Genomic DNA, 21,501 nt, shown 5'->3' with positions numbered 1-21,501 from the left:
CGAAGGAGCACGTCAATGCTGCGCATCGCCATTCCGAACAAGGGGACCCTGTCCGCGCCGGCCAGCCAGATGCTGAGGGACGCGGGCTACCGTCAGCGCACCGACCCGAAGGACCTCGTCTGCCGTGACGAGGCCAACAATGTCGAGTTCTTCTACCTGCGGCCGCGCGACATCGCGACCTACGTCGGCTCGGGTGACCTGGATCTCGGCATCACCGGCCGGGATCTGCTCGTCGACTCCGGCGTGCCGGCCACCGAGCTGCTCGACCTGAACTTCGGCGGCGCCACGTTCCGCTGGGCCGCCCCGGCCGGCACGCTGACCTCGGTGGACCAGATCGGCGGCAAGCGGATCGCCACCGCCTTCCCCGGCCTGGTCGGCGCCTACCTGGTCGAGCACGAGCTGAAGGCCGAGGTGGTCCGCCTGGACGGCGCGGTCGAGAACGCGGTCCGGCTCGGGGTCGCCGACCTGATCGCCGACGTGGTGGAGACCGGCGCCACACTGCGCCAGGCCGGCCTGGTCACGCTCGGCGAGCCGCTGATCCGCTCGTCGGCCGTGCTGATCGGCCGCGACGTCCAGGCCCCGGCCGGCGCCGCGCAGCTGCTGCGCCGGCTCAACGGCGTGCTGGTCGCCCGCAACTTCGTGATGCTCGCCTACGACGTGCGGGCCGACCTGCTGGAGCAGGCCACCGGCCTGACCCCGGGGATCGAGTCGCCGACCGTCTCCCCGCTGCACCGGGAGGGCTGGGTCGCCGTGCAGGCGATGGTCCAGCGCAGCCAGGTGCACCGGGTGATGGATGAGCTGTACGACCTCGGCGCACGTGCCATTCTGGTGACCGACATCGCCAACTGCAGGTTGTGATCATGACTGACGTGGTTTTCCGGCCGAGAAGGATCCGCTGGGTGGCCGGCCCGATCGCGGCCGCCGTCGCGATCTTCTTCACCGTGCTCAGCTTCGGTCTGCACGGCCAGGGTGGTTTCGACCACTCCGGGCAGGTCGGGGTGGGCAGCTTCCAGCGCGGCGACCAGGTCGCGATGATCGGGCTGGGCATCCTGCTCGGGCTCGGCATCCTGACCTTCTGCCGGCCCCGGGTGGCCGCCGACGAGCAGGGCGTGCACGTGCGCAACGTGGTGGGCGGTTACGACCTGCCGTGGGACGTGGTGCGCGCGGTCCGGTTCGACCGGAACTCGCCGTGGGCGCAGCTGGAGCTCTTCGACGACGAGCAGGTGTCGATCCACGCGCTGCAGGCGGTGGACAAGGACTACGCGGTGGACGGGGTGCGCGCGCTGCGGGCCCTGCATTCGGCCTCTCACAAGGCCTGATAGACTAGCGGGCAGTCGACCACGTCCGGGGCCTGCCTCGGACGCGAAAGAGGAGCCCGCTGGTTCCCACCCGAGTCACTGACGTGGCTGGGTCCGGTCATCCGAACAGGGAATAATCCCTGCGCGGGGCGCGTCCTCCCTTTGGACGTCGATGACCGGTCGAGCGGGCCTCGGCATGCGCGCCTGATCCAGCTGGATCAGGAGATGCGCGCGCCGAGGTCTTCTGCTTTCCCGGCCGTCCCGGCTTGTCAGCGGGGCGGTGATTCGGGGCCGACCGACATTGGCAGAAGTAGGTACGTTCTGAGGAGGCCCCATCAGCGTCGAACCACGCGTGAACGAACAGATCCGGGCTCGAGAGGTCCGTCTGGTCGGTCCGGAGGGTGAGCAGGTCGGCATCGTGCCGGTCGAGCGTGCGCTCCAACTGGCCGCGGATGTCGATCTGGACCTGGTCGAGGTTGCTCCGATGGCCCGGCCGCCGGTGTGCAAGCTCATGGACTTCGGCAAGTTCAAGTACGAGAGCGCACTGAAGGCCCGCGAAGCGCGGCGCAACCAGCAGCAGACCGTCATCAAGGAAATGAAGCTTCGGCCGAAGATCGACCCGCACGACTACGAGACCAAAAAGGGTCACGTGGTGCGGTTCCTCAAGGCGGGCGACAAGGTCAAGGTGACGATCATGTTCCGCGGTCGTGAGCAGAGCCGGCCCGAACTGGGCTTCCGGCTGCTCCGTCGGCTCAGCGAGGAGATCTCCGAGCTGGGCTTCGTGGAGGCCAGTCCGAAGCAGGACGGTCGAAACATGATCATGGTGCTGGCACCGCACCGGGCCACCAAGGCCGCGGCGGTCGCCGCCACCGCGGCCGGAGTCAAGCCTGCCCGTGAGCCGCGCGAGGACGACGGCACCGAGGTTCCGTCGGCCGAGACTGCCGACAGCACAGCAGCAGCAGAGTAGTCAGCTTTTCCGCCGGTCCCCCGGGCTCGGCGGAAAGATCAGAAAGAGGCGTTCTAAGTGCCGAAGATGAAGAGCCACACCGGCATGGGTAAGCGGGTGAAGGTCACCGGCAAGGGCAAGATCGTGCGTGAGCTGACCGGCAAGCGCCACCTGCTCGAGCACAAGTCCTCCCACGTTACCCGCCGGATGACCGGCACTGTCGTGGTGGCGAAGGTCGACGTCCCGCGAGTGAAGAAGCTTCTGGGCCGCTGACGCGCGCCTGACACGTTCCCCTGTAAGGAGTACTTGAAATGGCACGCGTCAAGCGGGCGGTAAACGCCCAGAAGAAGCGCCGCACCCTGCTCGAGACCGCGAGCGGCTACCGCGGTCAGCGCTCCCGCCTGTACCGCAAGGCCAAGGAGCAGGTGCTGCACTCGATGCAGTACTCGTACCGTGACCGCCGTGACCGCAAGGGCGACTTCCGCCAGCTGTGGATCACCCGCATCAACGCGGCGGCCCGGGCCAACGGCATGACCTACAACCGCCTCATCCAGGGCCTGAAGCTGGCCGAGGTGGAGGTCGACCGCAAGATCCTGGCCGACCTCGCGGTCAACGACGCCACCGCGTTCGCGGCCATCGTCGAGGTCGCCCGCGCGGCCGTCGCGGCCGAGGGCACCGGCGGCGCCGCCGCCCAGGCTGCCTGAGTTCGTTCCCGGAACGCCCCCCGAGCGATCGGGGGGCGTTTCCCATTCCTCCAAGGACGGCCGATGTACACGCCGCGTACGCCCCGAATCGTGTCGGCCCGCCGCCTGCAGCGCCGCCGGGACCGCGACGCCGCCGGGCGGTTCCTCGCCGAGGGCCCGCAGGCCGTCCGCGAGGCGCTGGCCGCCGGCGCCGTGCTGGAGCTGTTCGGCACCCCGGCCGGGCTGGACCGGCACGCCGAACTGGCCGCCCAGGCCCCCGAGGTCTCCCCGGTCACCGACGACGCTCTGGCGGCGCTGGCCGAGACGGTGCAGCCGCAGGGCCTGGTCGCGCTCTGCGAGCAGGTCGACGTGCCGATCGGCGAGGCGCTCGCCAAGGGCCCGCAGCTGGTCGCGGTGCTCGCCGAGATCCGGGACCCGGGCAACGCCGGCACCATCCTGCGCACCGCCGACGCCGCCGGGGCGGGCACGGTGATCTTCGCAGGGGATGCCGTCGACCCGTACAACGGCAAGTGTGTCCGTGCCTCGGCCGGCTCGCTGTTCCACGTCGACGTGGTCCGCGCCCCGCTCGACGTGCTCGACCTGCTGCAGGATTCCGGCCTGCAGGTGCTCGCCACCAGCGGCACCGGCTCGGACGACGTGGACTCGCTGCTCGACGGCGGGCTGCTGGCCGCGCCGACCGCGTGGCTGTTCGGCTCGGAGGCGCACGGCCTGCCCGGTGAGCTGCTCGACGCGGCCGACCGACGGGTGCGGGTGCCGATCTACGGCGGGGCGGAGAGCCTCAACCTGGCCGCCGCGGCCGCCGTCTGCCTGTATGCGAGTGCTCGCGCCCAACGCTGAGAGGTAGACTGGCCGCCATGTCAGGTCCGAGGGAACTGTTTATCCGGCCCGCTGGTCGCGGGCGCCGGATCTGACCCATCTGCGCGACTCCCGATGACCGGCGGGCTGCGGCTCAGCCGTGCCTCCGTACACTGCCCGATGGCTCATCTGGTGTGAGGGAGTTCGCCCAGCCATGTCCTACCGTAACGATCCGTACGATCCGAAGCAGGCCGCCCTGCTCGACCCGTCGGCTCTCGAAGAATCGATCAAGGCCGCCGACGCCGCCTTCGCCGACGCCGCGTCGCTCGACGACCTGCGGGCGCTGAAGCCGGCGCACCTCGGCGACCGCTCGCCGGTGTCGCTGGCCCGCCGGGAGATCGGGTCGCTGCCGCCGGCCGCGAAATCCGACGCCGGCAAGCGGGTCAACGAGGCCCGGCAGGCGATCCAGGCGGCGTACGAGTCGCGCGAGGCCGAGCTGGAAGCCGACCGCGCCGCCCGGATCCTCGTCGAGGAGCGGGTCGACGTCACCCTGCCGTGGAACCGGCGCCCGCGCGGCGCCCGGCACCCGCTGACCACGCTGATGGAGACCATGGGGGACATGTTCCTCGGCATGGGCTACGACATCGTCGACGGTCCCCAGCTGGAGCTGGAGTGGGCCAACTTCGACGCGCTCAACATCGGCCCGGACAACCCGGTGCGCGGCGCCTCCGACACGTTCTTCGTCGACCTGCCCGGCCTGGTGATGCGCACCCACACGTCGCCCGGGCAGGTGCGCACCATGCTCACCCGCACCCCGCCGATCTACGTGGTCAGCCCGGGCCGGGCATACCGGACCGACGAGCTGGACGCCACCCACACCCCGGTCTTCCACCAGATCGAGGGCCTGGTCATCGACGAGGGCATCACCATGGCCCACCTGCGCGGCACCCTGGACCACTTCGCCCGGGCGATGTTCGGCCCGGACGCGCGGACCCGCTGGCGGCCGCACTACTTCCCGTTCACCGAGCCCTCCGCCGAGTTCGACGTCTGGTTCGCCCAGCACCGGGACGGCCCGCGCTGGGTCGAGTGGGGCGGCTGCGGCATGGTCAACCCCAAGGTGCTGACCGCCTGCGGCATCGACCCGGACCGGTACTCCGGGTTCGCCTTCGGCATGGGTGTCGAGCGGACCCTGATGTTCCGCAACGGCGTCAGCGACATGCACGACATGGTCGAGGGCGACGTGCGGTTCACCACGAACTTCGGAATGGAGCTCTGAAGCCGTGAAGACGTCACTGTCATGGCTGCGGGAATACGTCGACCTGCCGGCCGGCCTCACCGCCGAGCGGCTCGACCTGGCGCTGAACACCCTCGGCATGGAGGTCGAGTCCATCGTCGACCAGGCCGCCACCGTCCAGGGTGACCTGGTCGTCGGCCGGGTCCTCACGATCGAGGAGCTGACCGGTTTCAAGAAGCCGATCCGCTTCTGCACGGTCGACGTCGGCCGGGACGCGCCGCAGGAGATCGTCTGCGGCGCCCGCAACTTCGCCGAGGGCGACCTCGTCGTGGTGATCCTGCCCGGCGGCGAGCTGCCCGGCGGGTTCCGGATCGGGGCGCGCAAGACGTACGGGCGCAACTCGCACGGCATGATCTGCTCGGCCGCCGAGCTCGGACTCTCCGGTGACCACTCGGGCATCATCGTGCTGCCCGCGGGGACGCCCGGTGCCGACGCCCGGCCGGTGGTCGGACTGGACGACGTCCTGGTCGAGGTGGAGATCACCCCGGACCGGGGATACGAGATGAGCGTCCGCGGCATCGCCCGCGAGCTCGCCACCCATTTCGGGGTGGCCTACCGCGACCCGGCGGCGATCCCGGCCGCCGCCGCGACCGGCGACTCGCCGTGGCCGGTCACCGTCGAGGACACCGTCGGCTGCGACCGGTTCTCGGCGCGCGTCGTGCGCGGCATCGACCCGCAGGCGCAGTCCCCCGAGTGGATGCAGCGCCGGCTGATCCAGGCCGGTATCCGGGCCATCTCGCTGCCGGTCGACATCACCAACTACCTGATGCTGGAATTCGGCCAGCCGATGCACGTCTTCGACCTGCAGCGACTGCGCGGCGGGCTGACCGTGCGGCGTGCCCGGGCCGGCGAGAAGCTCACCACGCTGGACGGTGTCGCCCGGATCCTCGACGCCGAGGACATGGTGATCTGCGACGAGACCGGGCCGATCTCGCTGGCCGCGGTGATGGGCGGCGAGACCAGCGAGTGGCAGCCGGGCACGGTCGACGTGCTCCTCGAAGCCGCGCACTGGGATCCGGTGATGGTGGGGCGCACCGCCCGCCGGCACCGGCTGTTCAGCGAGGCCGCCAAGCGGTGGGAGCGCGGCGTCGACCCGCAGCTCACCCTGCCCGCGCTGGAGCGCGCGGTGGCGATCCTGCTGGAGCACGCCGGCGGGACCGCCGACGAGCGGATCCTCGACCTCGACCACGTGGCCCCGCCGGCCGCGATCCACCTGCCGGCCGAGCTCCCGTCGAAGGTCATCGGCCTGCCCTACCCGCCGGACCGGATCGCCGAGCTGCTCACCGCGGCCGGCTGCACGGTCGCCGGCAGCGACGTCGTCCCGCCCAGCTGGCGGCCCGACCTGCAGGCCCCGATCGACCTGGTCGAGGAGGTGGCCCGGCTCGGCGGCTACCACGACATCCCGAGTGTGCTGCCGCCGGCCGGGGCCAGCAACGGGCTCACCCCCGGGCAGCGCCGCCGCCGCTCGGTCGGCCGCGCGCTCGCCGAGAACGGGTACGTCGAGGTGCTGTCCTACCCGTTCGTCGCGCCCGGCGCCGCGGACCAGCTCGGGCTGCCGGCCGACGACCCGCGGCGCAGCGCGGTCCGGCTCACCAACCCGCTGTCCGAGGAGGAGCCGCTGCTGCGCACCAACCTGCTCGGCCCGCTGCTCGGCACGCTCAAGCGCAACCTGGGCCGCGGGCACCGGGACGTGGCGCTCTTCGAGACCGGCACGGTGTTCCTGCCGCGGCTGACCGCGGAGGCTCCGCCGGTCCTCGGCGTCGACCGGCGGCCGGACGCCGACGAGTGGGCGCGGGCCAACGCGATCGTCCCCGACCAGCCGTGGCACCTGGCCGCGGTCCTGACCGGCGACGCCGCCCCGGCCGGCTGGTGGGGTGAGGGCCGCCCGGCGAGCTGGGCGGACGCCATCGAGGCCGCCCGCATCGCGATCGCCGCCGCCGGGGTGCCCGCCGCCCGGGTCGGGGTCCGCGCCGCCGAGCAGGCCCCGTGGCACCCGGGCCGCTGCGCCGCGATCCTGGTCGACGGCGAGGTCGTCGGCCACGCCGGCGAGCTGCACCCGGCCGTCGTCTCCGCCCTCGAACTGCCGAAACGCACCAGCGCGATGGAGCTTTCGCTGGACGCGCTGCCGGACGCCCCGGTCGTCGACGCCCCGCTGATCTCCACGTTCCCGCCGGCGCTGATCGACGTGGCACTGGTCCTGGACCGCACGGTGCCGGCCGACGAGGTCCGCGCCGCCCTGGCCGAGGGCGCGGGTTCGCTGCTGGAATCGGTGGCACTGTTCGACGTGTACGAGTCGGCGCAGCTCGGCGAGGGGAAGCGGTCGCTGGCCTACAAGCTGACGTTCCGCGCGCCGGACCGGACGCTGACCTCCGACGAGACGATCGCCGCCCGCGACGCCGCGGTGGCGGTGACGACGGCGCGCTTCGGCGCGACCCTGCGCGGCGCCTGACCGGCGAGGTGGTCCGGAGCCGTCACGGCTCCGGACCGCTTCTCCCCGGCTGTTGCTTCGGTGCGGCACTGCGCGGGGCTCCAGGCGGCGGTTCTCTTACGCGCTGCGCGGGGCGTCGGGCTGCGGTTTCTGGCGGTGCGGGGCTTCGGGCTGCGGTTTCTGGCGGTGCGGGGCTTCGGGCTGCGGTTTCTGGCGGTGTGCGGGGCTTGGGGCCGTGGCTTTCTTGCGGTGCGCGGGGCTTCGGGCCGTGGCTTTCTTGCGGTGCGCGGGGCTTCGGGCCGTGGCTTTCTTGCGGTGCGCGGTCCTTCAGACCGCTGCGATTGCCGGCGTACGCCGTGAACCCCGCCCCTCGATGTCATCGTTCAGCGCCCGGCCCGATCCCAGGGCCGGCGCTGAACGGCGTTACCGAGCCGGCCCCTCCGGTCATGAGGGTGATCCTTTCGGGTGGGTACTTCGCCGGCGGTCCTCGTCGGCGGAGGTGTCGGCGGTGGAACCAGGACGATCCTCCTCACCGACGTGAGTACCGGCTGCGATCCCGGGACGGTTCTGGTCGTCGGTGGTGCCGAGGTGGTTTTCGTCGGCAGTGGTGCTGAGGCGGGACAGGGAGCGGTCGGCGACGATCAGGATCAGCAGCAGGGTGGCGGTGGCGAGCAGGAACCAGGCGAGCTCGTGCAGGCCCGTCGTTCCGGCGCCGTGGCGGAAGAAGGCGCCGTAGGCCGGTGCGGCGACCATCGCACCTGCCGGTGCACCGTACGCCACCAGCCGGCCGCGGCCGGCGCCGCGCTCATCCAGAGCAGCCCCTGCGCCGACTGCCAGTCGCCGCCGGCCGGGTCATCCGCCAGCGCCGGCCGGTCCTGCTTCCTCGGGAACGACATGCCCGCACGCTAGCCGCGGGGTCCGACACTTTTCAGGAGACGCCGCGCGTGGTCCCGCTCGGCCGGATCGATCCGCGCACAGCCGGACTCCACCAGCCGCCACGGCCCCCCGCTCAACGCGGTGTCGATCGCGGCCCGCACCGCGTCCACCCGGTCCGGCGCGACCGCGAAGAGGATCCGCAGGTGCAGGCCGTCCGCGCGGGCCTCGGCGCCGGTGTGGTGCGGTGCCACCGGGCACGGCCCGGCATGCCGGTGGGCGCCGCAGAGTGCGAGCGTGATCGCCGCCCCGGGTGCCCGGGGGTCGGCTGACGGGTCGAGGACGAGGGTCGCGTGGTGCGCGTAGGCCTGCCGCATACCCCCATTGTCAGTCGATGGTGTGCCCGCCGTTCACGGTGTTCCCTTCCCCGGTGATGAGCCGGGCCCCCGGCCCGCGCGAGGCTCCGGTGATCAGCGCTACCCGTTCTCCGTCACGCCTGTCACCATAGGCCGTGATCAACTTCCCGGTCGACGCCGTCCCACCGGCGATGGAACCGCTCCCGACCAGACCGCTGGGCTCCCTGTACCCGGACGCCCTGTGGACCGCCGGCGACCCCGCGCTCCCGGTGCTCGAGCCGGACGGCATCCACCCGCTGCTCGGCGCGGTCGCCCGCGCGTTCGCCGATCACCGTCCGCTCACCCTCTCGCCGGACGCCGTCTGGCTGACCATCCTGGAGGGCGTCGCCCGCCACATCCACCTGAACGCCGACGACCTGCGCGACCGCCTGGTCGGCCATCAGGGCCGTGATCTGCTGACGGTCGTCGTGCGCGGCGAACCGGTCTGGCCCGATGTGGTGGCCAAGCTCGCCGGGATGCTCCCGTCCCGCCTCGGCGCGAGCGACTGCGATTTCTCCACCAGCACCGAGGTCGACCGGATGGCCGGTCGCGTGGTGCTGATGGACGCCTATTCGCCGTACTTCGCCTATCGGGTTTCCGTCCTCTGCGGCATCCCGTCGATCTCTCTGACCGGGACGGCGGAGGACTGGCGGCGGATCCGCGCCCGCGTCGACGTGCTCGCCGGGGCAGGCCTCGGCCTGGAGAAGTGGTGCCGCTCGCTCGCCCCGATCGCCGATCACTTCGTCCGGGCGGCGGCCGGCGCCGCGGATCCGGAATTCTGGAAGCGGATCTACAATCCGATCGACGCGTACGGCGGTGACAAGTCCACCGGCTGGATCACGCGCCTGTACCCCTACGTGGGTGAGTCCGGCAGCCCGAATCCGCTGCTCGACCTCCCGCTCGGCGAGCCGCGGAACGCCACCGGGCCGGGCGTCTCGACCGATGCGGTCCGGGCCACTCTCGCCCGCGTGCGGATGCTGGTCGAGAACGCGATTACCGGCGAACAGACCACGGTCGCCCTGCATGCCGGCCTCACCGCGGTGGTCCAGGAGCCGGGCGGCTCGTTGCGCCCGATCTCCGGTTGTCATCTGACGGCGGCCGGCCCCGAACTCGACGACGTTCTCGATCGGCTGGACCACGAGGGCGAGATGGACCCACCCGGGCATCCGGCCCTGCTCGACCTGCCCGAGGTGGCCGCGCTGTATCGACGTTTCGGCTCCGGGGTCCTGTTCGGCGGCGCCTGGCGGCTGAGGGTGTCCGGCACTTTCGCGGAGTTCCAGGCCGACTGGTGGGTGGCGCCGGTCTTCGATCTGGCCGACGGACGGTCGGTGTGCGTGGTGAAACACTGGGAGTCCGCGTGGAGTTACTGGATCGCCGTGCCCTGGGCGAGCGACAGGACGATTGAGGACCCCGCCGATGTCCGGGTCTACGGGACCTCACTGGCCGCCCTGCTGGAGGGCGCCCTGGACACCGGCGGGGATCTCACTCACCTGGACAGCGGTTCGCTGTCTCAGTACTTGGCGATGTAGAGCCGCTGACCCGCCGGCCGGAAGCCGATCCGCTCGTAGACCCGCCACGAGTCCTCGCCGGAGGCCTCCAGCCAGGCCACGTCGGCCCCGCCGGCGAACAGCCGCTCGGCGATCGCCGCGGTGATCGCCCCGGCCAGCCCCCGGCGGCGGTACCGCCGGCGGACCGCGATCCCGCCGACTTCGCTGAGCCCGTCGTGTGGCGCCACCGCCGTGCCGCCACCGGCCGCCTCGCCGCCGGTGGTGTACGCGGCGACCAGCACCGCGCCCAGCGACCGGTTGCGCCGATACCGGGCCACCGAATCGGCCGCGGCCTCGAACGAGCCGCCGAACGCCTCGTTCTGTGCCGAGATCATCCCGGTCAACGCGGCGTCGGTCGCCGGTTCCAGGATCTCGAACCCGTCCGGGGCGCCCGCCGTCACCAGTGTCTCCGGTGTGCAGATCAGGTACTCGTTGCGGGACTCGACCGCGAAGCCGGCCTCGATCAGGAGGTCTTCGAGCTCCGGGGCACAGCTCACGACGTACTCCAGCCGGGGTGCCCGGCCACCGAATGCGGTGACCAGCGCCGCGACATCGTCCCGGGTGATCGTCGCGCCGGGAACCGGCGTGGCGTAGTTGATGTGCGGACTGTCGGTGCCGTGATCCAGGCCGAGCACGAACGGCCCGGACTCGGCCGCGTGCGGCCGGTTACGCAGATTGGCGACGACGGAGCGCTGAATGCGCAGATCCATGGTGGAGAAACCCTTCCGAGGGCGGGAAAGCGAAAAAGGGAAGCACGAAACCGCAGCCGGACACCGGGGCAATCATTGGCTTCACTCTTTCGAGCACTCGGGGATCAAACTCCGCGGATGAACCTATCAGGCCGACGGCTTCGGCGCAGCGGCCGGACTGCGGTGCCCGTCGCGGTCGACCGCGCGGACGCCGAACTGCACGTTGTCCTTGGAGATGTCGACGGTGGCGGTGCCGACCAGCCCGACCGCGTGCGCGCCGGTCCAGTCCGGTGCGGTGGTCTCCCGCCAGACGATCTCGTATCCGGCCAGGTCGGGCTCGGTGCCGAGGGTCCAGCGCAGGGTGGTGTCGTTGGTGAGCCGGGTGGTGTCGATCACCACGTCCTTCGGGGTGCCGGGTGCGGTCGCCAGGCTCCACAGGGTGGCGGCGTTGACCCGGGCCACCCGGGCGATGTACGCGAAGTCGCAGAATTCCACCAGGTCGCCGTACTGCACGCCGTCGACGACCCGGACGTCCTGGTGCTCGTGGGCGAAGTTCTCCCGAGGCTCGGTGAACCGGGCCGCCGGGTAGCCGCGCAGCAGGAACGAGACGTGGTCGCTGCCGCGCAGGTAGCGGTCGCGGCGCCAGACCACCCGGATGTCCATGCCGGTCTGCGGATTCGCCGCCACCTCGCGGGCGAAGCGGCCGAGCTGGCGGGACGGCCCGTCGTTCTCGCCGCCGACGCTGCGCCGCACACCCGCCTCGGCGGGGGTCTCCGCGGTGGGGACGCCCTCGACGAACAGCCGCACGGTGTGCGGCTCGGGCCGGCTGCCGTCGTGCGCGTCGCCGGTGCCGACGATGTCGTTGCTGAACATGGCCTCGATGTCGGCGCCGGCGTCCCGGAACGACTGGGCCAGGTGGTCGGAGCCGTACAGGCCCTGCTCCTCGCCGGCGACCGCGGCGAAGACGATGGTCGCCTCCGGGCTGTGCCGGGCCATCACCCGGGCCAGTTCCAGCACCACGGCCACCCCGGACGCGTCGTCGTCGGCGCCCGGCGCGTCACTGGTGTGGTCCAGAACGTCGGTCACCCGCGAGTCGTAGTGCCCGGTGACCACGTAGATCCGCTCGGGGCTGACGCTGCCGCGCAGGGTGGCGATCACGTTGGTGATGACCGTCGGGGTCGGCACGCGCGGTGAGACCGGCTGGGTGAACGACGGGGCCTCGACGGTCATCCGGCCGTCGGCGGCCTCCGCGTACGACCGCAATTGATCGTGGATCCAATCCCGCGCCGCGCCGATCCCGCGCCCCGGATCGGTCTGTGACGACAGCGTGTGCCGGGTGCCGAAGGCGGCGAGCCGCCGCACCGTCGCCTCGATCCGGACCGGGTCGATCGCGCGCAGGATCGCCCGCAGCTCGGCGTCCGGCGGCCGCCGGTGTGCCCCGGTGGCCGGTCCGGCCAGCGGCGCCGCCATCGCGGCGGACAGGAGGACTCGCCGTTTCGTCATGCCTGACACTCTGGTCCACAGCCGGCCGGATGTCGAGAAACATCGATGTCAGATGGTGTCGTGCAGGTAGCGCTGCACGACCGGGGCCAGCCAGGCGATCGCTTCGGCCTCGCTGAGCGCGGTGACCGGGGGCAGGCGCAGCACGAAGCGGCACAGGGCGAAGCCCAGGATCTGGGTGGCGATCAGCCCGGCGCGGGTGGGTGCGGAGGCCGGGTCGGGGGCCAGGCGGGCGGCGATCGGGCCGACCTGGGCCGCGAAGATCTCGCGCATCCGGCCGGCGGCGGCCTCGTGGCTGACGCCGGCCCGGATCAGGGCGAGCAGCGTCTCATCCTCGGACCAGCGGGTGAAGAAGTGCGCGACCAGGGCGCGGCCGTGCTCGCCGGGCGGCACCGCGGTGAGGTCGGGCAGCCGCAGGTCGAACTCGGCGGCGGCGGCGAACAGCTTCTCCTTGTTGCCGTAGTAGCGCATCACCAGGGACGGGTCGATCCGCGCGTCGGCGGCGATGGCGCGGATGGTGGCGCGCTCGAACCCGTCGGCGGCGAAGCGCTCGCGGGCTGCCGTGAGGATCGCGGCCCGGGTGCCGTCCGAGCGGCGCGGTGCGGTCATGTCGCCAACAGTAGGTCAACAAGTGTTGGCAAACAAGCGTTGACGGCCTAGTGTCAACAAGCGTTGGCAAACGAACGCGAGGAGGAGCCATGCACACCACCGTGGCGATCGTCGGCGCCGGCCCCACCGGCCTGCTGCTGGCCGGCGACCTGGCCCACGCCGGCGTCGACGTGACCGTTTTCGAGCGCCGGTCCGGCACGTCCAACCTGACCCGGGCGTTCGGCGTGCACGCCCGCACCCTGGAGGTCCTGGACGCCCGCGGCCTGGCCGACGAGCTGATCGCGACCGGCGCCAAGGTCGCCCGGCTGCGCCTGTTCCAGCAGATCCGGGTCGACCTGTCCGAGCTGCCGTCGCGCTTTCCGTTCCTGCTGATCACCCCGCAGTACAACGTCGAGCGCCTCCTCGAGGAGCGCGCGGTCAAGGCCGGCGCGCGGATCGTCCGCGGCGCCGAGCTGACCGGCCTCGACCAGGGCACGCTGACCTTCGGCACGCAGACCGTGACCGCCGACTGGGTGGTCGGCGCCGACGGCGTGCACAGCGCCGTCCGGCAGGCGGCCGGCCTGCCGTTTCCCGGGCGGTCGGTGCTCACCTCGATCATGCTGGCCGACGTGCGGCTGGCCACCCCGCCGGACGATGTGCTGGCGGTCAACGCGGTCGGTGACGCGTTCGCGTTCGTCGCCCCGTTCGGCGACGGCTGGCACCGGATCTTCGCGTGGGACCGCCACCACCAGGTCTCCGACCGCGAGCCGCTCACGCTCGACGAGGTCCGCGCGGTGACCCGACGGGCGCTGGGCACCGACTTCGGCATCGTCGAGAGCCGCTGGATGTCGCGCTTCCACAGCGACGAGCGGCAGGTCCCCAGCTACCGCGCCGGCCGGGTCCTCCTGGCCGGCGACGCGGCGCACGTCCACTCACCGGCCGGCGGGCAGGGCATGAACACCGGCCTGCAGGACGCCGCGAACCTGTCCTGGAAGCTCGCCGCCACCGTCCAGGGCTGGGCGCCGGCCGGCCTGCTCGACACCTACCAGGCCGAACGCCACCCGGTCGGCCGGCTGGTGCTGCGCAGCAGCGGCGCGCTGATCCGGCTCGCGATGATCCGCTCGGTGGCCGGCCGCTGGACCCGCAACACCGCCGGATCCGCGCTGATGGCACTGCCGCCGGTGATGCACCGCGCCGCCGGCGTCCTGTCCGGCGTCGGCATCGACTACCCGCACGCGCCACGCGCCGCCGACCAGGAACTCCGCGACGGCAGCCGGCTCTACGAGAGGCTGCGCGACGGACGGCACGTCCTTCTCACCGACGATCGGGTCCCCGCCGATTACGCCGTACGCCTGAATGTCGCACCGCCTCGCGATCCCTCCCCGGAAGCGACCCTGATCCGCCCCGACGGCCACGTGGCCTGGCACGGCCCCGCCACGGACCTCCCCGGCGCCCTGCGCACCCACCTCGGCTCCGTCTGAGGCGGACTCAGCCGTGGGCGACCGCGGTGTCCACGCCCGACTCGTGCGGGCCGAGGAAGACCGGGTCGCGACCGGTGCCGGTGTCCCAGGCGGCTTTGACGGCGGCGGCCCACTCGCGGGCCTGGCCGCGGGCCCACAGCGGCTTGTTGGCGCGCTGCGTGTCGTCGCCGACCCCGGTGGCGTCGATGCCGAGGGAGCGGCACAGGGCGACCGCCCGGGGCACGTGGAAGGACTGGCTGACCACGATCGCCTGCCGGACGCCGAAGATCCGGCCGGCGCGGGAACACGAGTCGTAGGTGTCGAAGCCGGCGTGGTCCATCACGATCCGGTCCGCCGGGACGCCGTGCGCGACCAGCCAGACCAGCATCGCGCCGGGTTCGTCGTACGACCAGTCGGCGTGGTCGCCGGAGACCAGGATCGCCTTCACCTTGCCGGCCTGATAGAGCCGGCGGGCCAGGTCCAGCCGGGCGGCCAGGAAGGCGGACGGCTCGCCGGGCGGGTCCACCTGGGCGCCGAGGACCAGCGCCACCGGGGCGCTCGGCACGTCGGCCACCGAGTAGACGTGGCCGGTGGACTCCTCGCGGACCCACAGGTTGCTGGCCGCGACCAGCGCGACGGAGAGGGCGGTGGCCAGCCCGCCCACGAGGAACAGCGAGGCGGGACGCAGCCGGGGGAGCTTCAGCACGCGCCCACTGTGACAGGCGGGCACCCGCGGCCGCCTACCGGATCCGTGCCGGGAACGTCCTGCCACCATGGTCGCGTGGATCTCTTCGTACGGTGGGCGGCCGCGGCCGACGGCGCCCGGATCTGGCAGCGTCCCGGCGCGACCGTGGTGGCCTGCGCCGGGCTGGCGCACTGGGATCGGCTGGTCGTGCACGGCGACCCGGAACCGCTCGCCGCCCTGGTCCGCGAGGTGCTGCCGGAGGTCGGGGTGACGTTCCGGCCGTTCGGCCCGGAGGACCTGGTCGCGGCGGTGGTGGCCCGCGCGCCGGAGCTGGCAGTCAGCGCGCGGTTCGCCTGGATGGAGATCACCGAGCCGATCGGGCGGCGCCCGCGCCACGATCCGCGGTGGCTGACCGAGGACGAGTGGCCGGAGGTGTCGGCGCTGCTCGCCGAGTCCTTCCCGGACTCGTACGCGGTGCCCGGCGGTCCCGGGGTACGGCGCTGGGCCGGGATCCGGGACGCCACCGGACGCCTGGTCGCGGTCGCGGCGGACGCCTGGTCGACCACCGAGACGGGTTTCCTGGCCGGGGTGACCACCCGGCCCGACTTGCGGGGGCGAGGGCTCGCCGCCGACCTGTGCGGGTTCGCCGCCGATGAGCTGCTGGCCGGCCGGGACGCAACGACCGGCCGGCGCCGGGTGGCGCTGCTGGCGGATTACCACAACACGGCGGCGGTCGCGACGTACACCGGATTGGGCTTCGCCATCCGCAAGGTGGCCGCGGCCCGGCAGCTCTGAGCGGCGCGGCGGGCCATCCCGAGCAGATACTCCCGTTCATCGCGCCACCGAGATCGAACCGGTGAGTCGGCGCTGCGCTCGGGTGCGGTGCGGCTGGCCGCTCGATCAGCACCGGCGAGATCGCGTACTCATCGCCCTCTACTTCACTGAAAAAGTCCAGTCAGAGTGCGGCGCCGTGGTCCGAGTTCACACCCGAGACCACGGCGCCCGTCCCAAAGGCTAGCTGACGGCCTGCTCGGCACCACCGCTACTGGCCGAGGTACCACCTCGGCCGCCGAAAATCACGGCCAGGACGTCGTTGGCGCGGAACATCACTCTCTGCTGTTCACTGATGTCCAGGCCTTGACGTTCGGAATTATGCAGGTGCGACAGCATGTAGTAGGGAATGAGCCATAATCTGCCCACCACTCTAGGCTCAAAACGAGCCGGATCCTCCGGGTCGACTGAATTCAGGACGCTCAGGAACCGTTCTGCGGCAAGCGGATCGAAGTGCCCGTACCGCAGCCCGTACAGGAATCCGCCGTCTGCGCTCCATTCGAACTGCAACTTGTCGGCAATGTCATCTGCATTCATGCGGGTCACCTCTCCCGGCCTAACCGGCCGGCCAATATCCCGTGATCGCATCGGCCGGGATAGTGCCGCGAATCAACAATTCACGGTCGCGCAATGCCGTCTCTCCGATTTCCATCCATTCGTAGCCCGGCGGCACACGCAGATTTCCGGCAGCATCAACCATCTCACTCGGAACCTTGGTGAGGTCGATCCTAACCACGCCGAGACCATTCTTCATGTACTTGCCGAAGGCAACCGCCGGATCCTTGGTCGTCGAGATCCACGGGGAGTCGCTAGGACTTGACAGAACGTGCTGCCAGGGCTCGACGTCACCATCGCCCCTGGCGAACAAACCCTTGGCCGGATCCTCGTCCTTCCGGACGGCTCGGTACACGGTGTTGGGCGCGAAATCTGTGGGAATCGGCTCGTCGACCCCACAGTTGTGCACGAGAACTGGAACATCGCCAGCCAGCACGTAATACGTATGCAGTGCCGCGACGGTGAGGTTGTGCATCTGCTGGCTGCCCTGGAAGCTGCGAACAGCGGCAACCTTGGCGATACCACCGTACGGCGTAGCAAGCGCGGACCCGGGCGCCAGCTGCCCGGCGTCCACCCAGGACTTGGTGTCGGAGCCCCAGAATGGGTGATGGGTAGTGGTGTGCAGAACAGCCGACTGCCCATCAGCCACCTGAACGGTCAGATCAGTGAACGTGGTGTCAGTATTGGTGATCAGGTTGGTGACGGGTTCCGCTGAGGTGTATCCCGTGGTGGCATCAGTCGCCAGCACCTGGTCGCCGATGCGGACGTCGGCGATGGCCTTGCTGGTGCCGTCCGCTAGCAGAACCCGCGTGTCGGGGGTGAAGCTGTTGCGCTTGAAGCAGCGCTCGATGAAGTCGCCGATCCCCTTTATCAGGGGGGTGTCTTTGAGGTTGCGGAGGAGGTTCTCCACCGCGTCGATGCCCTTGAGGCCGACTGCCTTGGACATCGCCGTGAGTTCATCGGCGTTGAAGGTGATCTTCAGCTTCCCGCCGAGGCTCTCGGCGAGTTCGATGAGCCGGGAGGTGGTGACCGCGCCGAGTTCCTTGATCGCGTTGACCAGCTTCTCGGTGCCGAACTTGACGACGCCGGCCGCCATGTCCTTGGCCGACAGCTTGGCGATGTCCCTGATCGCCTGCTTGGCGGTCTGCGCCACGCCGCTCTCAGCGATCTTGGTGATCAGCCCGGTGCCGTCGGTGACCAGGAAGAAGGCCCCGTCGAACAGGGTCTCGCCCAGCGCGTACTTCCAGTTCTTCTTCCAGTCGTCCCAGTGCAGCAGCTGCTTCGGGTCGCTCAGTAGGTCCTTGAAGCCCTTGACCAGCATGTTGCAGGACTTGTCCGAGTTCGGCAGGTAGCTGACCTCGGGCACCGTGTACTCGTCGGTGGCCGCGTCGGTGCCCAGGAACGTGCCGGTCACGCAGTTGCTGGTCTGGATGATCCCCTTGACCATGCCGGCCGCGCCGTCGATGAAGCCCTTCGTGACGTCCGACCCGCCGATGTGGTCGTTGAGCCACTTCGCCTTGTCGTCGATCCAGTCGTTGAGCTTCTTCTCCGCCGCCGCCTGCTCGGCGTTGTACGCCTGCCAGGCGATGTCCTGCAGGGTCTTGGCCATCCGGCCCATGTTCTGCGCGACCGCCCACATGCCGTCGGAGATCGACGTGATCGTGTCGCTGACCTGCTTGATCTTCTTCGACAGCGCTTCCGCGTTGTCCGCCGCCTGATCCGCCTTCTTCGCGAAACCGGCGGCGTTGTTCGCCGCCTGCTGCGCCGACCGGGCATCACTGCCCGCCTGCGCAGCCATGTCAGCGGCGCCCTTGGCCCACGACCCCGCTTCCTCGGCAGCGCTCGCAGCGTCGTTGGCGGCCGTAATGGCGCCCCTGGCCTCCTTGGCCGCGTCGCGGGCGGCGGCGATAGCCGCGTTACTCGCCTTGACGGCTCGGTTGGCCGCCTCGGCGGCCTTCTGCGCCGCCAGATAAGCCGGTTTAACCTGCGCGACGGCCTTGTCGGCCATCTCCTGCGCGTGAATTGCCGCCGCCGCCGCGTCGTCCGCGTGCTTCTGCGCCGCGGTGGCCTGCGCGTCACCGATCAGCATCGCGTTGGCGGCGATGTCGACCGCCATCGCCGCGTCGTTGTCCGTGGTGGCATACGCGGATGCGACATCGATCGCGGTTTCCGCCGGGTCGGCGATCCCGTCCGCCGACTCTCGCGCGTCCAACGCCGCCCGCCCGGACACTCGCGACTCGAAAGCCGCGATCGCCGACTGCCGCACCGCATCCTGCGCCGACCTGGCGGTCAGGTCCGCGTCGGCGCGCGCCGCGGTCGCCTTGTTGATCGCGGTCCGGGCGGTCTGCACCGCCGTCTGCGCGTCCGCGTTGGCCTTGTTCGCATCCTTGATCGCCCGGTTCGCCGCGGCTTTCGCGTCGGCAGCGTCCTGGCGCGCGAGACGGGCCTGGTTCGCGGCCGCTCGTGCATCCGCGGCAGCCGCGGCAGCCGCCGCAGCCGCCCGGCGGGCGTCGGCCGCCGCCGCGTCGGACTCGGCCTGGGCCGCGTCCGAGGCGGCCCGGGACTGGTCGGAGGCCTTCTTGGCGTCGTCCGCGACGGTCCGCATCCGGGTCGCGTCGTCGCGGATCTTCTGCATCTCCGCGGTGCCCGGGCACCCGTTCGGCGAGTCCGGGTACTTGCAGTTGGTCTCCGCGGCGATCTTGCGCGCCTCGGCGGCCTGCGCCTCGAACTCCTTGGACTTGGTGTTCTCGTTGTCCGCCGACGCCTTCTTGATCAGCGCCTGGGCCCGGTCCGCCTTGTCCTTGAACCGGCCAGCCGCCGCCAACGCCTCATCCTGCTTCTGCTTGGCCTCGGCTCCCTTACCAACCACGATGTTCTGCTGATCGATCGCCCGCTTGGCCGCAGAGTAGGCGTTCAGCGAATGCTGAATCGCCGCCGCGGTCGCCGCCCGGGCGATGTCGCGCTGCCGGCGGGCGTCCCGGTAGTAAGCGGCCGCGTTGTCAGCGTGTTCATGGGCGCTGGCCGCGTCCTTCTCGGCCCGCAGCCGCTGCGCCTTCGCGTCGGCCGCCGCAGCCTGCGCGGCAGCCGCCAGCTTCTCCGCCTTGTCCGCCAGCTTCTCCGCGGCGGCCTGCTCCCGCTCCGCCGCCTGCCGATACTTGACCGCGTTGTTCGCATCAACCGTCGCGTTGTGATCGGCGTCCAGCGTCTTGCCGGCGGCCTCGGTCGCAGTAACGGCATAGCACGCGGTCTCGGCGGCCAGCCTCGCAGCGGTCCCCGCGTCAGCCTGCGCCTGCGTCACCTCGGTCCACGCGATGCCCTGCGACAGCCCGGTCTTCTCCAACGTCTGCGCCGCCGTCGCCGCGACACCCGACTGCGCTGTCACCAGATCCGACTGGTGCGCCGCGATCGACGCGTCCTGACACGCCTGACCGCGCAGCGCGGACAGGTCGGCGGTATGGGTCGGCTGGCTTGCCTGACGCCGCGGCACATCCGCGGCGTAGATCGCGTCGGCTTGCTTGGCCTCCTTGTTCGCCAAGGCCATCGCGTTCGCCGCATCGGTCAACGCCTTCGTCGCCGCGACACTCGCCTCGATGATCTTCTTCTGCGCGTCGGCGGCCTGCTTGGCCCGCTGCGCCAGATCTAGAAGATCCGCGACCGCCTTCGACCGCGCCGCCAACGCGTCGGTGATCTGCTTCTGCGCGTCCGCGTCCTGCTGGCTGGCCACCTGGTAGCCGTTGAGATAGAAGTCCTCGATCACCGCCGGGTCTTCGCTGTCCAGCGCCGCCTGGCCCAGCTCCTGGACCTCGTAGCCGCCCTGCGCGACCATCTGCTCGACCCGGGCCTGGATCGTGCGGGCCTTGTCCGCCGCGCTCAGCGTGTCCTGTTTGTCGGCCAGGTCCGCCGCGGCCTGCCCGGTCGCCACGAATGCCGCGATCTTCGCGTCGCTGCCCGAGTCGAGTGCCGCCTGCGCGCCCTTGCGCACCAGCGGGCCCCCGGTCTCGGCCCACTCCTGGACCTGCGCCCGGTCCCGCTCGGCCTGATCCCGCTTGCGCTGGTCGGCCGCCTTGCGATAGACCGGCAGACCGTTGTCCAGGAAGTCCCGGATCTTCGCCGCGTCATCGGTGGCCAGCACCGCGGCCGCGGCCGCCCGGACCTCCGGGTCCGCGTCGTAGTCGGCCAGATCCTGGACCAGCATCCGGTCCAGCGCCGCATCGTCGATCGGGTTGTCGGTCGGCAATGCCTCCCGGGTCTGCCCGCCCAGCAACCGGTCCAGCGCCTGCTGCACCGTCAGCGGTGGCGCCGGCGCCACCGCCGGTGCCACCACGCGCGGCACCGCCGCCACCGCCGTCTGCGGCAGGGCCACCGCGGTGGCCACGCCCATCGCGACACCGGCGAGCAGCCGCCATCGTCGTGTCGAACCCATGAATCCATCCCCCGTACGGATGTAGACGTCTACTGCGAAAAAAGGGCAGCCGGCGCGCCTGTCGGCACGCCCGGCAAACCGTCGAAGAAAGCGGGCGTCACCCGCGCAGCGTCAGCCGACCGGCGGCACGGCGCCACCGGGCGCATGCCGTCGTATAGCCAATGTGGAACCCCCGTAGATCGCGCCATCGCCCCACCGGAGCCGATGTGATCGACACATTTCTACCAGGAGTATGTCGTTCTATCGATCCCCGGGGCCGCCGGGAGACAGCCGGGAGACCCCCGCCCCCCGCCCCCGCGGCCGCCGCGGTGCGCACACCCGGCAGGTCGGACGGCCACCCGGCCGCCCCTCCGGTCAATCCAGCTGTGCGGCGAGGAAGGCGAACGCCGCCGGAATCAACGTGCTCCAGTACGTGAAGTCGTGCCCGCCCGGCCCGAACGTCCCCACCGCCGGCTCGCGCGGCAGCACCGCCGTAAGCAACGACATCGGG

The 21,501-nt window shown here is 71.3% G+C and carries 20 protein-coding genes; 11 read left to right on the top strand and 9 right to left on the bottom strand.

Going from position 1 to position 21,501, the window contains the following annotated elements:
• Window positions 1-15: 15 nt before the first annotated feature.
• The 8 genes from hisG (at window position 16) to pheT (ending at window position 7,486) form a co-directional block, all read left to right on the top strand.
• Window positions 16-858 carry an ATP phosphoribosyltransferase gene (gene hisG, locus ACSP50_RS31700; RefSeq protein ID WP_014693396.1) on the top strand — a complete coding sequence of 281 codons (843 nt, stop codon included), beginning with the start codon at window positions 16-18 and terminating at the stop codon, window positions 856-858.
• A 2-nt stretch (window positions 859-860) separates the two neighbouring features.
• A complete protein-coding gene (locus ACSP50_RS31695) occupies window positions 861-1,319 on the top strand; it encodes a PH domain-containing protein (protein ID WP_014693395.1) in 459 nt (152 codons plus the stop codon).
• Window positions 1,320-1,650: 331 nt separating this feature from the next.
• The gene (infC, locus tag ACSP50_RS31690; protein ID WP_014693394.1) at window positions 1,651-2,265 is read left to right on the top strand and encodes a translation initiation factor IF-3; all 615 of its coding nucleotides are present in this window, start codon (window positions 1,651-1,653) and stop codon (window positions 2,263-2,265) included.
• Window positions 2,266-2,322: 57 nt separating this feature from the next.
• Window positions 2,323-2,517, top strand: a complete 195-nt coding sequence (gene rpmI / locus ACSP50_RS31685; protein ID WP_014693393.1) for a 50S ribosomal protein L35 — start codon at window positions 2,323-2,325, stop codon at window positions 2,515-2,517.
• A 38-nt stretch (window positions 2,518-2,555) separates the two neighbouring features.
• Complete coding sequence (gene rplT, locus ACSP50_RS31680; RefSeq protein ID WP_014693392.1) at window positions 2,556-2,948, top strand: 50S ribosomal protein L20; 393 nt, start codon at window positions 2,556-2,558, stop codon at window positions 2,946-2,948.
• 63 nt (window positions 2,949-3,011) lie between these two features.
• Window positions 3,012-3,785, top strand: a complete 774-nt coding sequence (locus ACSP50_RS31675) for an RNA methyltransferase (RefSeq protein WP_014693391.1) — start codon at window positions 3,012-3,014, stop codon at window positions 3,783-3,785.
• 172 nt (window positions 3,786-3,957) lie between these two features.
• On the top strand, window positions 3,958-5,019 hold the full coding sequence (locus tag ACSP50_RS31670; protein ID WP_014693390.1) for a phenylalanine--tRNA ligase subunit alpha: 1,062 nt from the start codon (window positions 3,958-3,960) through the stop codon (window positions 5,017-5,019).
• A 4-nt stretch (window positions 5,020-5,023) separates the two neighbouring features.
• Window positions 5,024-7,486, top strand: coding sequence for a phenylalanine--tRNA ligase subunit beta (gene pheT, locus ACSP50_RS31665; protein ID WP_014693389.1), 2,463 nt, complete (start codon window positions 5,024-5,026; stop codon window positions 7,484-7,486).
• Window positions 7,487-7,909: 423 nt separating this feature from the next.
• On the opposite strand, the gene ACSP50_RS31660 is transcribed toward pheT, so the two are convergent.
• Both ACSP50_RS31660 and ACSP50_RS31655 read right to left on the bottom strand, forming a co-directional pair.
• Window positions 7,910-8,218 carry a hypothetical protein gene (locus ACSP50_RS31660; protein WP_014693388.1) on the bottom strand — a complete coding sequence of 103 codons (309 nt, stop codon included), beginning with the start codon at window positions 8,216-8,218 and terminating at the stop codon, window positions 7,910-7,912.
• A gap of 152 nt (window positions 8,219-8,370) precedes the next feature.
• Entirely contained in the window at window positions 8,371-8,715 is a 345-nt protein-coding gene (locus tag ACSP50_RS31655; RefSeq protein WP_014693387.1) for a hypothetical protein, read from the bottom strand.
• A gap of 134 nt (window positions 8,716-8,849) precedes the next feature.
• Here ACSP50_RS31655 and ACSP50_RS31650 point away from each other — a divergent pair, with 134 nt between their 5' ends.
• A complete protein-coding gene (locus tag ACSP50_RS31650) occupies window positions 8,850-10,262 on the top strand; it encodes a DUF4419 domain-containing protein (RefSeq protein ID WP_014693386.1) in 1,413 nt (470 codons plus the stop codon).
• Here the strand turns inward: ACSP50_RS31650 and ACSP50_RS31645 are convergent.
• From ACSP50_RS31645 to ACSP50_RS31635, 3 genes are all read right to left on the bottom strand, one after another.
• Window positions 10,244-10,990 carry a GNAT family N-acetyltransferase gene (locus ACSP50_RS31645; protein ID WP_014693385.1) on the bottom strand — a complete coding sequence of 249 codons (747 nt, stop codon included), beginning with the start codon at window positions 10,988-10,990 and terminating at the stop codon, window positions 10,244-10,246. The two genes, ACSP50_RS31650 and ACSP50_RS31645, sit on opposite strands and share 19 nt — an antisense overlap.
• Window positions 10,991-11,116: 126 nt before the next feature.
• Window positions 11,117-12,472: a M20/M25/M40 family metallo-hydrolase gene (locus tag ACSP50_RS31640; RefSeq protein WP_014693384.1), complete on the bottom strand. Its 1,356-nt coding sequence runs from the start codon at window positions 12,470-12,472 to the stop codon at window positions 11,117-11,119.
• Between the two features lie 48 nt (window positions 12,473-12,520).
• Window positions 12,521-13,078 (bottom strand): TetR/AcrR family transcriptional regulator, encoded by a 558-nt coding sequence (locus tag ACSP50_RS31635; protein ID WP_014693383.1) that lies wholly within the window; start codon window positions 13,076-13,078, stop codon window positions 12,521-12,523.
• Between the two features lie 89 nt (window positions 13,079-13,167).
• On the opposite strand from ACSP50_RS31635, the gene ACSP50_RS31630 reads away from it, so the two are divergent.
• Complete coding sequence (locus ACSP50_RS31630; protein ID WP_014693382.1) at window positions 13,168-14,538, top strand: FAD-dependent monooxygenase; 1,371 nt, start codon at window positions 13,168-13,170, stop codon at window positions 14,536-14,538.
• A 7-nt stretch (window positions 14,539-14,545) separates the two neighbouring features.
• On the opposite strand, the gene ACSP50_RS31625 is transcribed toward ACSP50_RS31630, so the two are convergent.
• Complete coding sequence (locus tag ACSP50_RS31625) at window positions 14,546-15,247, bottom strand: vancomycin high temperature exclusion protein (RefSeq protein ID WP_014693381.1); 702 nt, start codon at window positions 15,245-15,247, stop codon at window positions 14,546-14,548.
• 51 nt (window positions 15,248-15,298) lie between these two features.
• Between ACSP50_RS31625 and ACSP50_RS31620 the strand changes: the two genes are divergently transcribed.
• Entirely contained in the window at window positions 15,299-15,997 is a 699-nt protein-coding gene (locus ACSP50_RS31620; RefSeq protein ID WP_014693380.1) for a GNAT family N-acetyltransferase, read from the top strand.
• Between the two features lie 219 nt (window positions 15,998-16,216).
• Here ACSP50_RS31620 and ACSP50_RS31615 read toward each other — a convergent pair whose 3' ends face one another.
• The 3 genes from ACSP50_RS31615 to ACSP50_RS44700 all read right to left on the bottom strand — a co-directional run bounded on the left by ACSP50_RS31615 (window position 16,217) and on the right by ACSP50_RS44700 (window position 21,497).
• Window positions 16,217-16,570, bottom strand: a complete 354-nt coding sequence (locus ACSP50_RS31615; protein ID WP_014693379.1) for a hypothetical protein — start codon at window positions 16,568-16,570, stop codon at window positions 16,217-16,219.
• A 19-nt stretch (window positions 16,571-16,589) separates the two neighbouring features.
• Complete coding sequence (locus ACSP50_RS31610) at window positions 16,590-21,011, bottom strand: polymorphic toxin-type HINT domain-containing protein (protein WP_014693378.1); 4,422 nt, start codon at window positions 21,009-21,011, stop codon at window positions 16,590-16,592.
• A gap of 354 nt (window positions 21,012-21,365) precedes the next feature.
• Entirely contained in the window at window positions 21,366-21,497 is a 132-nt protein-coding gene (locus ACSP50_RS44700; protein WP_014693377.1) for a hypothetical protein, read from the bottom strand.
• Between the last annotated feature and the right edge of the window lie 4 nt (window positions 21,498-21,501).

The sequence above is a fragment of the Actinoplanes sp. SE50/110 genome (assembly GCF_900119315.1).
Classification (GTDB): Bacteria; Actinomycetota; Actinomycetes; order Mycobacteriales; family Micromonosporaceae; genus Actinoplanes.
The sequence above is the reverse complement of the archived record's forward strand: the minus strand, read 5'-3'. Positions and strand labels throughout refer to the sequence as shown.